Origin of the sequence: Sulfitobacter sp. 1A13421 (genome assembly GCF_043557285.1) — a bacterium.
GTDB classification, from domain to species: Bacteria; Pseudomonadota; Alphaproteobacteria; order Rhodobacterales; family Rhodobacteraceae; genus Sulfitobacter; species Sulfitobacter faviae.
This window is the reverse complement of the sequence record NZ_JBIFFQ010000013.1, coordinates 40,010-53,436: the sequence shown is the minus strand read 5'-3', so window position 1 is coordinate 53,436 and position 13,427 is coordinate 40,010. Positions and strand designations below refer to the sequence as shown.

General features: G+C 51.0%; 15 protein-coding genes and 1 pseudogene. 6 read left to right on the top strand and 10 right to left on the bottom strand.

Going from position 1 to position 13,427, the window contains the following annotated elements:
• Window positions 1-402, top strand: a complete 402-nt coding sequence (locus tag ACGYLI_RS16995; RefSeq protein WP_394420015.1) for a hypothetical protein — start codon at window positions 1-3, stop codon at window positions 400-402.
• Window positions 403-459: 57 nt separating this feature from the next.
• On the opposite strand, the gene ACGYLI_RS16990 is transcribed toward ACGYLI_RS16995, so the two are convergent.
• From ACGYLI_RS16990 to ACGYLI_RS16960, 7 genes and pseudogenes are all read right to left on the bottom strand, one after another.
• On the bottom strand, window positions 460-663 hold the full coding sequence (locus ACGYLI_RS16990) for a hypothetical protein (RefSeq protein ID WP_394420014.1): 204 nt from the start codon (window positions 661-663) through the stop codon (window positions 460-462).
• Between the two features lie 566 nt (window positions 664-1,229).
• A pseudogene (locus ACGYLI_RS16985) lies at window positions 1,230-1,388 on the bottom strand (IS110 family transposase); the annotation flags it as partial.
• Between the two features lie 128 nt (window positions 1,389-1,516).
• Window positions 1,517-1,918 carry a replication initiator protein A gene (locus ACGYLI_RS16980; RefSeq protein WP_394420057.1) on the bottom strand — a complete coding sequence of 134 codons (402 nt, stop codon included), beginning with the start codon at window positions 1,916-1,918 and terminating at the stop codon, window positions 1,517-1,519.
• A complete protein-coding gene (locus ACGYLI_RS16975) occupies window positions 1,831-2,421 on the bottom strand; it encodes a replication initiator protein A (protein WP_394420013.1) in 591 nt (196 codons plus the stop codon). Before ACGYLI_RS16975 ends, ACGYLI_RS16980 begins: the two co-directional genes overlap by 88 nt.
• A 489-nt stretch (window positions 2,422-2,910) precedes the next feature.
• On the bottom strand, window positions 2,911-3,681 hold the full coding sequence (locus ACGYLI_RS16970; protein WP_394420012.1) for a hypothetical protein: 771 nt from the start codon (window positions 3,679-3,681) through the stop codon (window positions 2,911-2,913).
• 65 nt (window positions 3,682-3,746) lie between these two features.
• On the bottom strand, window positions 3,747-3,914 hold the full coding sequence (locus tag ACGYLI_RS16965; RefSeq protein WP_394420011.1) for a hypothetical protein: 168 nt from the start codon (window positions 3,912-3,914) through the stop codon (window positions 3,747-3,749).
• A gap of 551 nt (window positions 3,915-4,465) precedes the next feature.
• Window positions 4,466-4,927 carry a hypothetical protein gene (locus tag ACGYLI_RS16960; protein WP_394420010.1) on the bottom strand — a complete coding sequence of 154 codons (462 nt, stop codon included), beginning with the start codon at window positions 4,925-4,927 and terminating at the stop codon, window positions 4,466-4,468.
• 789 nt (window positions 4,928-5,716) lie between these two features.
• Here ACGYLI_RS16960 and ACGYLI_RS16955 point away from each other — a divergent pair.
• The 5 genes from ACGYLI_RS16955 to ACGYLI_RS16935 all read left to right on the top strand — a co-directional run bounded on the left by ACGYLI_RS16955 (window position 5,717) and on the right by ACGYLI_RS16935 (window position 9,832).
• Window positions 5,717-6,709, top strand: coding sequence for a site-specific integrase (locus ACGYLI_RS16955; protein ID WP_394420009.1), 993 nt, complete (start codon window positions 5,717-5,719; stop codon window positions 6,707-6,709).
• 389 nt (window positions 6,710-7,098) lie between these two features.
• The gene (locus ACGYLI_RS16950; RefSeq protein ID WP_394420008.1) at window positions 7,099-7,449 is read left to right on the top strand and encodes an H-NS family nucleoid-associated regulatory protein; all 351 of its coding nucleotides are present in this window, start codon (window positions 7,099-7,101) and stop codon (window positions 7,447-7,449) included.
• 685 nt (window positions 7,450-8,134) lie between these two features.
• Window positions 8,135-8,833 (top strand): ArsR/SmtB family transcription factor, encoded by a 699-nt coding sequence (locus ACGYLI_RS16945; RefSeq protein ID WP_394420007.1) that lies wholly within the window; start codon window positions 8,135-8,137, stop codon window positions 8,831-8,833.
• Between the two features lie 82 nt (window positions 8,834-8,915).
• Window positions 8,916-9,377 (top strand): hypothetical protein, encoded by a 462-nt coding sequence (locus tag ACGYLI_RS16940; RefSeq protein ID WP_394420006.1) that lies wholly within the window; start codon window positions 8,916-8,918, stop codon window positions 9,375-9,377.
• Window positions 9,374-9,832 (top strand): hypothetical protein, encoded by a 459-nt coding sequence (locus ACGYLI_RS16935; protein ID WP_394420005.1) that lies wholly within the window; start codon window positions 9,374-9,376, stop codon window positions 9,830-9,832. The genes ACGYLI_RS16940 and ACGYLI_RS16935 overlap by 4 nt, the downstream gene beginning before the upstream one ends.
• Window positions 9,833-10,491: 659 nt before the next feature.
• On the opposite strand, the gene ACGYLI_RS16930 is transcribed toward ACGYLI_RS16935, so the two are convergent.
• From ACGYLI_RS16930 to ACGYLI_RS16920, 3 genes are all read right to left on the bottom strand, one after another.
• Window positions 10,492-11,211 (bottom strand): IS110 family transposase, encoded by a 720-nt coding sequence (locus ACGYLI_RS16930; protein WP_394420056.1) that lies wholly within the window; start codon window positions 11,209-11,211, stop codon window positions 10,492-10,494.
• A 278-nt stretch (window positions 11,212-11,489) separates the two neighbouring features.
• Window positions 11,490-12,158 carry an MAE_28990/MAE_18760 family HEPN-like nuclease gene (locus ACGYLI_RS16925; RefSeq protein WP_394420004.1) on the bottom strand — a complete coding sequence of 223 codons (669 nt, stop codon included), beginning with the start codon at window positions 12,156-12,158 and terminating at the stop codon, window positions 11,490-11,492.
• Window positions 12,158-13,219 (bottom strand): DUF262 domain-containing protein, encoded by a 1,062-nt coding sequence (locus tag ACGYLI_RS16920; protein WP_394420003.1) that lies wholly within the window; start codon window positions 13,217-13,219, stop codon window positions 12,158-12,160. Before ACGYLI_RS16920 ends, ACGYLI_RS16925 begins: the two co-directional genes overlap by 1 nt.
• Window positions 13,220-13,427: the final 208 nt, after the last annotated feature.

Here is a 13,427-nt window from a genome sequence, read left to right as displayed (position 1 = left end):
ATGTCAGACGAAGAGATCGGATTCATTGTTGCAGGGAGCACAATATTACGTCTGAATTACATAGCTGAAGGTACGATCCCCCCTGAAGCACTAGACTTAAGCTTGGAACGGGATGATCTAGAAGTGGATATGGTTCCAGTAAAGCTAATTAGCTTTATTCGTGAGTTTCAGAAAATGGATCAGCCGATAGACGCAGCTTTCACAATGCCATGGCTGCATAGCACCAGAGCTTTGAGCAACCACGATATTCGCGTTTTCGGTAGGGAAATGTGGGCTGAGATGTCCCGTGGGTTTCCTTATGCAAGAATGAAGCTCAACGAAATTGAGGAAATGTCATTTAAAACCAGAGAGATATCAGATGAAGATCTTACATTTATACCTATAGGGCTTGAACCATCGTAACCTTTCAAAAACTGACACACCCCCTTGGTAGGAGAAAGTCGCTTCTCTCCGACTACCTCACATGCTCGTCGGCTTTTTCTTCGGGTACTTCGTAATCTGTGGCCAGCCTGTACCGCATTCGCAAACAGCCCTCTTCTCAAACTGATGGGCTGTTATACCTTCTGGCACCTCATTGGGCTTCATCATCACCGTGTGGCTGCACTCCCAGCAGCGAACTTCGATGAACGTGACCCCCGGCGCAAACAAAAGATCATCGGTCATATTTCTATCCTGCCGCCTCAGCTTCCAGATACCTGCGAAGTCGTACCATTGCTGGAAGGCCACCTTCCACCATCGTAACCAAGGCAGATCGACCACCCATAGCGGGTGCCTGATTAGGCGCTAAGAGCCATTTCTGTACCCGTGCGGTATCCCCCAAAAAAAATGACCATCAAGGCGACGTGGATCCCCACTAGGCTCAGGACTTCGGTAACGGGGACGTGTCTGTCAATGATAAAAAGACAGCCGAACATTGACGGCGGCGGAAGTTTTCGTCGTCGTACTGTGATGACAAGGTTGGGAGCAGACCCTCGAAGCGCTTCGTATTTTCAACCCTTCAATACAAGATCTTCCCCGGGTTCATGCTTCGGTCCGTGGTCAGCGCGATGGCTGCCAACATGATGCTGATCCAGTGTGGTGCCCGAAGTGCCCATCTCATAAGCGTGCTCGAAGGTCCATTCGGCGACAGTCCTGACCACGGCATCTTCGGAACCACGTCCCGGTGGGGACCTCGAAGGGCCGCAGTCAAGCAGCCTTCAATGGTTCGCTTCCAAGCGTTCTAATGCTGTCTAAATGCCTCCAACGATTGGTGAGGTTGCGTGATTGAACTCGGTGCCGTCCCGCCACATGCGATGAAGAACAATACCAATGCGCCTTGCCAGCGCGACCATTGCCCTCTTACTTCCCCGACGCTTGGCCACTCGCGCAGCCCATGCTCTGAGCCATGAGGGCGGCCGCGATGTAACATGACTGTCGCGCTGCAGCAGCTTTTGATAAAGTGTATTTCATACAATATCGCTACTATTGAATAATGTTGCGCTGTTGCGTTTTGCAGTGCGTATCGCTGTCGCCACCTTCATCTTAGAGTGTCCTGTTTTTTGCAATATGCAACAAAAGCGGCGCCTGCATTTTGTGGTGGGTTGCCCTTACTAATCGCCTCGTGTGCAAAACCGATCCAATTTGCACGGAGGGTCTGATAGTCCCAGCCTTTTTCCCGCGCAATTTCGCGAGCTTTTTCCTCCGCCCATTCTGGGAGAGAAATGTCTGCCGTAATGGCCGCGCTCTGTTTGCGCGGGCGGAAGACAACCAGATCGGCACAGGTTAGCTCTAGCCTGTAGAAGAGCAGGTGGTCACCCTCAATGATCTGGCGAATGTTAAGGCGAAATTTCTTTAATGGAGCGTTGCTGCCTGTCTTGTCTTGGAGCTTGGATAGATTGATGTGCCAGCGCTTCTGGCTACCGCAGTGTTTACGAGCAATCTCATAGATGCGACGTTCGAGCGGTCGGCGGAGACGGAAATAGTCCTCAGAAATGCACTGACGACTTCGTTCGCTTCAATCGCCCGCATGAACCAATCTGACAGGACAACCTCGCAGTAGTCGAGCCGCCATTCGCCTTCCTCGCGCATCACATATCCGCCTTCATCAATCAGGCTAAATATGCGTACTTCCTTTTTTCCGCCCGTGCGGATGCTGGTCTTAAATTGCGTGCCTTGTAAACGCTGAAAGGCTTTCTCAACACGTTTGTATTCACGCCCATCAGTGTTGCGGTTGGTGGCCATCATCAGCTCTCGTGCGCTGAATCTGACGCGCTTTCCGATTTCTTCGCCACGGTTCTTCCGGTGCATCAGCTGACTGATGCAGAAAATGAGGATGTCTTTGTCCTTGATGGAGGGTGACCCAAGACCTGACGGGATAATTTCAAGACTGTTTTCGCCACTCTTGTAGCGCAAAAATATGAAAACCGAGCCGAAGTCTCCCAAAAATATGAAAAAGCTCGAAAATATGAAATTTGCGGGTGCCTCTAAGTCACTTTGAAGAAAGAACAAATTAGGTTCGATAATGAAACTTATCGGATTTAATCGATTTTTCTAAGCCTGCTCGTTTTCATATTTTTGGTGCCGGTTCTGTCGGCCCGCTGTTTTGCGAACCACTCGCAAGATCGGGTCGATACCTCCGAGCAGGTCCGGCTCGACGCTCACCTGGACGACTGGCCTTCAGCTACCGACCCTCAACTACATGACCGGCGTCAGCAAGACCGTAGAATGGCCCGATCCACTACATTTTCAAAATGTAGTGGATTTCAGCCCCGATCAGGCTTTCCAGCGGCATTGTTTTTAGGATGGATTTCGGCCCCAGCCAGCATTCAGATGCCTAAAAATAAAGGGATTTTTGGTAACTGCCCTGACGATACGGATGCTCATACGGCATCGAAGATCTACTCAGACGATACGAAGGTCGATGAAAGCGCTCTAGGACGCGTTTTGGATGGTGGATACCGCATCAGAGATATCCGGCAGTAACTTATGCACCAGTCGATGACCGGTTGGCTGCGCTCCGCACTTCAAACACCGTAATTTCAGGCTCAGGCTGGCTAAGACCTCGCCCTTTTTACGGAGAGCCATCAACTGCTCGTTGGAAAGTATGGAAGAATTTCTGCAATCGGGCATATAGCAAACAACACGCATGTCTAATCCGGTTTCTGTCCAGCGGATTAGGTCATCTCTATTTCTATTGAACAAGCGGATGTGCGAATTGATGACTGGATAAGCGAGCCTTACCCAATTAAATAGTTTCGCTTGATCGGGGAAACAAAGATACAATCCTTTAATATCAAACTTATGCTTACCTCGGTTAAGGGTTGGCATAGAACTCTTTCTCTGGTCTCGCCAAAGATCGGCTTCATAGACGAATATATCATCAAGAGCTGAATCAAAGTATGACGAAAACTCCGCAATTAAGAAGCCTCCAGCATCCTTAATAGAAACCGAACGGAACTGCTCCCCGGTCCCATTGACATCGTTCTTATAGCTAGCCTCGATCCCATGCACCCTTTTGAAAAAGGCGTGGTGTTCGTAGGAAATGACTGACAAAGAAGCCAGCTCACGGGCCCCTATCTCGTGGGCGCCTTGAAAGATAGGAGCACTAAGGGCTTCGTCCTTGCTCCAGTTGAGGTAGCTCAATCCAGAGTCGGCTCTCTCGGCATCTAAAGAGCCCGCGTCTGTAAGCCAGATATCGTCCATGCCTCAGAAACCCTCATGCATGCCCCATAAGGCAGCGTAATGCGTCACCGAGAGGCCTTCAACACTTACCGCTTCGCAAGGCCCCGGTAGACTTCCTCGCGGGTCTCCATGCTGTCCAGGCTGCTTTTCAAGATCTTCTCCTGGGCCTCTACCTCAAACAGCTCGTCAGCAGAGAGCCCTTTGGTCGGGGTAGAAGCCTTCTCAGAGGCTTCGGTCTTCTTTGCATCGGTCATCGTGGTTTCCCTCCGAACATGACGATATTTGGCCCCATGTAGGTACTGACTTGAAAGGCAGCCTCCTCAAGCACGCCGCGCACGTAGCCTAAGTTGCGGTAAACCTTCCTGCGAGGCCGGGGTGAAGGCTTCAACTGGAGAACCTTCAGGTAATCCGGCTCATTCGGCAAAAAGTCCCCCCGTGCGCGCAATCGAAGCCGATCCACCAGTAACCGTCTTCCTCATTAGTGTGCGGGTGACATGCGGAGGCGTAGCTCCAGCCCTTGTGGGAAGAAATTTCGGCAGGAACATCATCGATACCCCATAAAACATGGGTGTTGGGGATAGCTAGATAGCCGTTTAGATGCCCAAAAGTAGGGTTGCGCAGGACCAAAGCCCGAAGCCCATGGGACTCGAACTCAAGGTGGTCAGGTTCTCTATCCCATTCATTCATGTGGCCTAAAATGCCCTATGGTGAGCTTGAAGGAAACCATATCGTTGCCCAACCCCTCCCAAGACATACTACAGCCGCCTTGTTGTCCTTGGCGGCCGTAGCGCTTTCACCTACTTGTTCAGGCCGAAACAGGCTTTCCGCCGACTGCGACCAAAGCCTTCAGAACATCGTTGAACTGGCTGTTTCCATTCAGTTCGACCTTGTTAACTTGGCCGAAAGCCATTTGGGTTTCGACCCATTGGTAGGCCTGTACGCGGGTCTTGCCGTTGGACGGAAAGATGGAGAAGCGAACATAGCGCTCGGGCGTCGTGCTGTACGAGTTCCCAATCAGGAACTGAGTCATGATAGCATCCCCACCATCCATGGTGCCGCCACAGACCACCTGATTTTGCGAGGACTCCCGGATCAGCAGGCCTTTCTGCGCACAGAGCGCTGTGAGCTTCTCACTTACGGATGCCGTGTTCCGTGTAGAGAAGACTACCTCAGGCCTCCCAGATGGCGTCTTTGCCATCCTTTCGACAGGTTCAGCGCATCCAGCCAGGCCAGCGACCAACGCAGAGATTGCAATAAGCTTTTTCATAACGATCCTCCATAAAATGATCGCCTTAGCATCTCCAAGAGGCACAACCGGTCAAGGGAAATCTGTACCCAGCACTCAACCCTAGGAGCGAGTGTTATTCGCATATCGGGTTTTTAGAATGCAGTGGCTACCGTTTGAGCAATCCTTTGCGGGCCGCTTCATGCACACGCATGCTTTTGACGCTCGATTCCAAAATATCCTGTCGTGACCTCTTCTCAGATACCTCTTTAGCCGCCGCCTCCTTTTCACTCGGCTTAATTGAGTCCTGATCGCTTTTTTTATTCTTGGACTTAGGCAATGTGGCCTCCGGCGCTCGACTATAATGGATTGAAAATACGGTAAGCCGCACTTGGAATAAGTAAAGGCCTACCTGCGCGCCAAGCCAATAAATCTTAGCATTTATGGCCTTATTCTAGATTTTATCTAGAATTTCACAAAAAGCCACCCATTATTTTGACTGTTTATTAAAACCAAAATGGTGAGATCCACCTTTAAACTCTTCTAGAGCTCTCACTCAGGATTTCGCTCTGGCGTTCTGGTTCCTTCAAGTTCCATAATCTTGTTTCCGGTTCATATGATGATCCAGAAAGAGGTGAGAACATTTGGTATGTTATCAATTGAAAGCTATGAATTTTTCTAGGCCGCTCTACCTAAGTTTAACATGCAGCCTATGCTGACAAATCCGCCGCAGTAACCTGCATTTGATGTAAGCAATCAGCAAACATACCTTTCAGCTATTGCTCTCAGCGTGTTACGCTCCGACAACTCCGAATTTCAGGGATCAGAAATATGCCAGATCGCCCGTCAGTAGCCCTCAAAGTAACCGAGAAAGCTTCCACGAGCGTTGGCTACCCCCCATCGATCCATGAAGACACTCAGCGCTATATCGATGCTTCCCAAGCGCCAGCTACCATCAGAGCTTATGCAGCTGACTGGAGGATCTTCGAAGATTTCTGCCTACGGAACGATCTATGCCCCCTCCCAGCTTCACCAGAGACGGTAGCTTACTTCTTGACGAATGAAGCCAACCGAGGGCTGAAGATAAAGACGATAGAGCGCCGAATATCGGCTATAGCTGACTATCATGGTAAGATGGGGCAGCAGGCTCCTACCGGCACACCCGGCGCCAAGATCATTGCGGCCGTCATGCAAGGCATCCGTAGAGAAATCGGTGAACCGGTAGAGAAGAAGCATCCAGCCACTGACGAAGTAATTATCCGTCTGATCGAGAAGATCACTGGAGATGCCCTGTCCGATTACAGAGATCGCGCTCTGCTGGCCTTCGGGATGGCTTCTGCAATGCGCCGTGGTGAAATCTCAGCTCTCTCGATGGAGGACCTCTCCTTTGGGCCTCGTGGGGTCACCGTCACTATCGAAGGATCGAAGACTGACAAGAACCGAACTGGTCAGGTTATCACTGTCCCGCACGGCAGGGTCATCAGGCCTGTATCCATCCTTCAAGACTGGCTTGAAGCCGCAGAGATCACCTCTGGGCCCGTTTTCCGGCCTGTTGTGAAAGGCGGTAGGAGAACCCGGCGCATGCACCTCACAGGCCACGCTATTGCTCGCATCGTCAAGAACCGTGCGCTTGATGCTGGGCTCGATCCGAAGCTGTTTTCTGGACACTCTTTCAGAAGCGGTTTCGTCACTACGGCAGCCCTAAAAAACGCTCCCTTGTCGAAGATCATGGAGCAGACACGCCACAAAGACGTGAACACGGTAAGACAGTATTTTGCGGAGTTCGAGAAGTTCAACGACCACGCGGGAACGAGCTTTCTTTAAAAGCTACCGCTTGAAACAAGGCTTTGATCTCAATTCTAACCTCTCGCTATACAACCTTGAGAGAATTGAATTCACGCTATTATGAATGATTTGCCCGTGTGCACAGATGTCTGCATTTCTGACTGCCAACCCGTTCTATCACGATCGCTATAAAGCCTCCGAAGTAAGACCCCCCGAGCCATGAGGCCTAATGGGAGCCTACAGAATGGCCACAGTAGACCTACAGAACAACCACAGAAGGTCGCTGGACAGGGCTCGGCAGAGTTCAACACCAGATGTCTTAGGTGTTTTGCCGGGGAACAAAAATACTAAGCCCCCCGCGTTCTTAGAGGGTCGACGTTGATGTGTAGTAATACATATATGGACGCATATCTGGAATAGAGGTTGATATGCATACGAAAAATGATCTGAAAGCAATGTCGCGAAAAGAGCTCGAAAGGCTTTTGTCTGATGTAAAAAAAGCATTAGAGGCTGCTCGAGCCCGAGATCAGAGAGAGGCAAGAAAGGCTGCTAAAAAGGCGGCCGCAGAGTTTGGATTCTCCCTGGGGGAAATTTCTGAAACGCAACCCTCAGCTCCTGCGAAAAAGCGAGCTAAGGTTAAGAAAGCTTCGAAGCCTTCAATACCAATGTATGCCAATCCAGACGACAAAAAGCAAACTTGGACAGGTAAGGGCCGACAGCCAAATTGGTTCCGTAGTCAGGTCGAGAGCGGCACTGCGCCCGATGCTATGCGTATCTGACCTCTGTAAACCCGAATACAATTATTTCTTGACTGGAAAGCACGTAGGGCATCAAAGAGCAGGGCTGATGGTTAACTGCGTATTTCAGAATGGTTTTCCCCTGATGCGCAGCTCCCTGCGTTTCGCCAGTCCTGCTTATATTGATCAGTATAAGGTCTCTCAGAGGCTCTTCCCTCTGCATGAGGTCCATACCGGGCTACAGAACGACCAAAGTTGTCTACTGGGCGCCTACTGGAGGGCCACAGAAGGCCTACAGCATGGCCATAAAAACGGGCCAAACTAGAGAACTTTTGCAGTTCTTCGGAATGGGGGCTGAGACTTAGGCCATCTACTATTGGGATCTTTGCGGAGACGAGCCAACTGACGACATTGAGAGATAGTCCGGTTCGTTTGACCAGTTTCGGGCTGTTATCTAAGTGGATTTTCCGTTCGGTTATGGATACATGACTGACTGCGGGCGAGTTCATGCCCAGCGTTTTGGACAATACCCCCGGCCCAACACGGTCGTTATCGCCTGTGACAGAAACGGTTGAGTTTTGGCACATCCTGCGGTGCAGAGAAGGTCGGCTTTGAGCCCAAATCTCCCAAATGCTGCACCTTGAACGAATGTCCGGATTGTTCGGTGAGGACCGAACAACAACTGGTATCGCCAACGCCCTTCATCATTTATTGTTGCCATATGTCTATGGAACCACGACTTGATATCGTCGGCGCGGCCCTTGCAGACCCCAGTCGCATTCGCATTTTGTGCGAGCTTATGGATGGGCGCTCCCACACCGGCAAGGAGTTGGCGTCAGTGGCGGGAGTGGCGGCTAACACAGCGAGTGGTCATCTCGGCAAACTCATCGAGGCCGGTATTGTAGCCGCAGAGAAAAGTGGGCGATGCATCTATTATCGAGTGGCAAGTGCTGAGATTGCCGAAGTGCTCGAACAGATGTCGGCACTTTCTCCGACCGACCATCTCTATCGGGCACATGGAACATCCATCGCTCCCGAATTAATCGCCCGTACCTGCTACAACCACATCGCCGGCAGATTAGGTGTTTTGCTCGCTCGTGAAATGACTAGTCAGGGTTTGGTCAGTGTTGAGGGCACCTCAGCAAGGGTTACGGAGGCCGGAGCACAGACTTTTGCTGAGATCGGTATTTGGTCCAACGGTACCCCGCTCCCAGATGTCAAATGCTGCCTCGACTGGTCGGAGCGGCGGCAGCACTTTTCTGGCCAGTTGGGTACAGCACTGTTGTCGCATGCACTATCACAGAATTGGGTCACACGGCCGAGAAACGGGAGAGCTTTGGCGATTGAACCAACAGGATACGACACCTTCGAGCGATATTTTGGTGTCAAGCGGGCTGACCTGTCAGGCCAAGCTGATCCTCAGTAAAGTTCGGTTATCGCCGAACCGATACCTTTTGTAATCGAGGCCTAGTGGCGGTTGTATACCGCAAGTGCAAGAGGCCAGCTACATGACGCTTTCCATCCAATCAGAACGTTTTGAAATCGAAGAAGGTTTCGAAATATCGCTGCAAGTGCCAACGGCGCATACGGCACAGCTGCTAGAGGCGATCTATCGTACAGATACGCTTCGTTATGGCGACTATGATCGTGTGTCTTTTACCACTGCGCCGGGCCTTCAGCGTTTCCGGTCATTGCCTGGCGGACGTAACGCAGCGTCTGAGACTGTGCTGGAGGTTCAATGCGAAGAGCTTTCCTTCTTTGTTGGTTCGCAAGAGCAGGTCATGGAGGTAGTCCAAACGGTCCACGATCATCATCCCTATGAAGAACCCGTGATCGTTGTCCGTACCGTCCAACGTAGCTTGCATCGCTCGGGAATGGACGAAGATAATCCCAACAAATTCTGGAACCGTGGTCCCGAAGATTGGGTGCCCGAAATCCATAGAAATCAATCCGGGGACACCAACACATGAGCCTACTTGAAAACTATCAAGCGAAATCCGGCCATTTCGTGCCAGTCTGGACCATCGAGGTTCAAACGTTGCCGGAAGACACAGATCGCATCCTGGATGAGATCATAAAGGTGTATCCGCTTAGCTATGGACGCTACCAACGCAACGCCAGCGTCTCAGCGGTTGGTCAAGAGACGTCGCAACCGACCGAAGGGTCAACCACCACAACGCATGTTGATACCTATACCGCAGGTGATACTGAGACATATCCCATGGTCGAACTGAAAATTTCCATCGACCGAGACCCCAAGGTCTTGGCCGCTGTGATGGACGCAATCCATTTTGCACATCACTACGAAGAGCCAGTGATCTTTCTCCGTGAGGACTGGGCGAGCCGGGCAGCTTATGACCCGAACAATGACAATCCAAACAGGTGGTGGAACAACGATCGCGGTTTGCCAGATCGTGTTGAGTAGGAACTCCGAACATCGCTAAAGTGGACCTCGGCGCAGTCGCAGCGAAAGCTCACTTTGTCCGCACTGTGTGATTTGATGCACATCGCGGCGAATGGCGGCTTTCACAAACGCAGGTTTGTGAAACGGATGTAAAATAGGCTCTCAGATAGCGAAGTCGTGCATCTCAGCTCCTGTCTCAATGTAAATTCCGCAAAGGGTGCCAGCGTCAAGGACAAATATTCCTTAACGTAGGATTTGGCACTGAGCCGGAGCAGACCCCCAAGAAGGGGCTCTGCAGACGCTGAGCAACTCGTCGAAAGCAATCCGTTTGAGCTGAATTTTTTAGGGAACGAAGGCTTCGCGGCGAACGTTTACATATTTTAACAAACAGGAAAAGGATATTAATTTCAATTATATAGTTCACCAATAGGATTTTATGTTGATAAGAAAATTTAAGAAGGTTATAGCTGACATCAAGGCTTCGAATGCGAAGCGTCCGAACCGAAAACTGAGTCTGTGGGCTATCGCGGCGCTCATCTTCTGGGCAATCGCACTTTCAAAAGTTTTTGCAGGTCTTGTCTTGTAGTTTTGTGCTCTGCAGCACGTGACTAATTCATTTTCAGAATAGGAGAAAAACACGGTAAGCGGTGTTCCGGTTACACGGTCTAGCAACTGTATCTTCAACTTTCTGGAACGGCCCATTTCTGGCTTGATTTACAGAGGGCGTTGACGATTGTGACGAGCTTTCGAGCGACAGCTGTAATGCTGACCTTGTGTGGCTTTCCTGCGGCCCGCAAACGACCGGCGAAGATTTTCAGGACTGGATTGTGATTGCTGGCGACGAGAGCAGCCTGGAACATGACATGTCGCAGCAGCCGCCGACCGCCTCCAATTGCACGCTTGCCTCGCATCGCCCCGCTGTCATGTGCAATGGGGGCCAAGCCTGTCAGGGCAGCAGCTTGCTCGCCACTGATCTGACCGAGTTCTGGCATTTCTGCAATTAGCATTGTGCTGGCAACTGGGCCGATTCCAGGAACGGAACGCAGGATATCGGCAGTCATGGCAAGGCTCGCATCGGCCGCGATGATATCTTCAATCTGAGCTTCGAGCCCGGCAATTTGCCTGTCGAGCAAGCCTTTGAAGTCTTCGTCCATGGCTGCAAACATCTCGGTTGATCCGAGCTTCCCCTGCGCCTTGATCTGCCCAAGAAGGCGTTTTCGGGTTTTAACCAGCTGCGCCCGCTTAGAGGTCAAGGCTCTGAGAAGACGTAACTTTCCATGTGGGAGGGTTCGCCCGGCATCAGGTCTGAAAGCCACGAAACGCGCAATCAGTTCCGCGTCGATCCGGTCGGTTTTGGCCCGTGTGCCCCTGCTCGGGTCGTTTGCGGGAGAGTGTGAAATCCTACGCTAAGCTGACAGCGGTCGTTCGTGCAGCGCGCGGCGAAGGTCGGCTTCGAGCCCAGACCTACCGCGTGAGGGGTGAAGCTATTCGCAGTCGCAGCATCGTATGCTTTGCAAGAGACGGCCCTAAGCCGACATCCAACCCTCTTTCTCCATGATGCGGACGCAGCCCGCTTACCGGCTATTCGCTACGGGTGCATAATCTGGCGGTGATCGAACTCACAGATCGCCGGCCAAGGACGAAACCACTCTCGCGGTATTGGAGCTTTCGGCGTAAGTCAGGCGATCTGCCTCAAATACCCCTTTGTTGCGCAGTGCCCTTCAATAGAAAGGACAAAGGCCGCGACAACCTCGTCAGCTGCGTTGTAGAGATTGTCGAGTTCTGTGATGGTGTAGCGTTCCCCAACCTTGGATGCACTTTCCCGACCATGCGCTACGGCATTTCTTCGTTCACGAAGTGTATTGGTGCGCCCAATTGATGCAACGTCTGGTGTCATCTCGGGCGCACCGAACAGCTTCAATATCCACGATAAAGTCTTGGCATCAACATTCTGAAGGCTTTCGGCTAAAGGATTGTCAGTGGCCGACAAGGTTGCATCGCTAAAAGCGACCTCAAAGAGGTCTGCGGACTTATCAAACAAGGAATTGCGACCACAAGAGTGAACAGCTTGGACCTTGTTGTAGTGAAAAATACCATGCAAGTTGAACTTACTATCGGAGCTCTTTATCGACTTGGATGAGATATCCGCGATAGCCGCCTCTACCACTGAGTTTGCTGACCTCTCAACTGCCGCATACAGCGAGACCAGCCAAAGCCCTCTTAGGGCCTTTTGGGTCTCGTCAACCGGCGTGAAGGCGGGTGGAGAAGACTTTCGTAAGTTTTCTAAGAGCATTCTTGCCTCAGAGAAACGTGCCCGCACCTCAGCCTTGGCAGAAGAAAAACTCATTATACCACCGAGGCACTGACCAAATCGATTCTTGCATTCAACTTGGGTAAGCTGTTGGTCGCTCCTGTCGTCACCGCCCTAAGATCTTCGCTCTCTATAACATCGCCAAGCTTTTGCGGGTCTATTTGCTGGCCAGCCAATAGGACATCTGCCACCCCGACAGAGACCGCCTCAAATAGCACGAGTGGTGTTGAGTTTGGGCGACTGGCCCGCACAATTCCGTTAGGCAAGGCCTGCCTTAGAGTTTGGAATGTTCTGTCAAAAATGCTTCTGAGATAGTCTTCGTTGTCAAAGGATTCAGATTTTGCCTCCATGTAGTCGTTCAGGAAGTTTTTTACAGAGTGCCTGAAGTCAGCTCGCTTCTCCAAATATGCGAAAAACTTCAGCGCAAGCTCTTCCACGTTACCTCGGCCGCTTTTGTCTGATCGCTTGATGACATAATTGAAATCTTCTTTAGCGGCGCATTCTTTCAGGAAATGATTAAATCGGCCCTGAAATACACAGTTTCTAATCTCCTGATCGTGGAGAATAATCCCACCGGTATTCAATCTCTCAAATAGATCAAATCTCACCTGAAAGTCACTATTGTCATTGAGAACTGTAATTCTCAAGGGGCGCGTCATGAAATTAAGTTTTAGATTTGGGGGCAGATCGTCGAATTTGGCACCGTTCAGAGAGGGAATCTTCTCCATCCCCTTCAAAGTTAGCGTTTTTCCCGGGGGGGATACCAAATTTGGCGAGACGAAATTGAGGATAGTTGTGAGTCGCTGCAAGCCGTCAACAACATCCCATGTAGAGTCTCTATTTGTCGCCATGAAAAGATTTGGCACTGGTATTCCAAGGTAGATAGACTCAATTAACTGAGATTGACGGACCTGATCCCAAACAAACCTTCTCTGATAATCTGGCGCAACGTGGATCGCCTGTTCTTCCACCATATCAACTAACTGCTTGACTGTGATGTCATAGGTGTCAAATCCCACGGCTCGGCGTTCAGACTGGATCTCACTTAGTGCCTCAGAGATATTCATGTTTGCTTCCACCGAGAATGTTTGTTTCATGCGCTTCCGACCAACGATAGCAGTGGCATAGTTGCTGCAACTTGTCACGCTGGTCAGCCAGTGTGTTTCCTCCAATGCCCTTGCTTGCTGCTCTCGGGTCGCAACTCGGTGCCCAAAGCATTGCGAAGCTCTTCGCATAGCTGCCGTTCGTCGTGAATGCAGCGAAAGTCGGCTCTCCGCCCTTCGTGTCGGAGTCCTCGCAACCGCA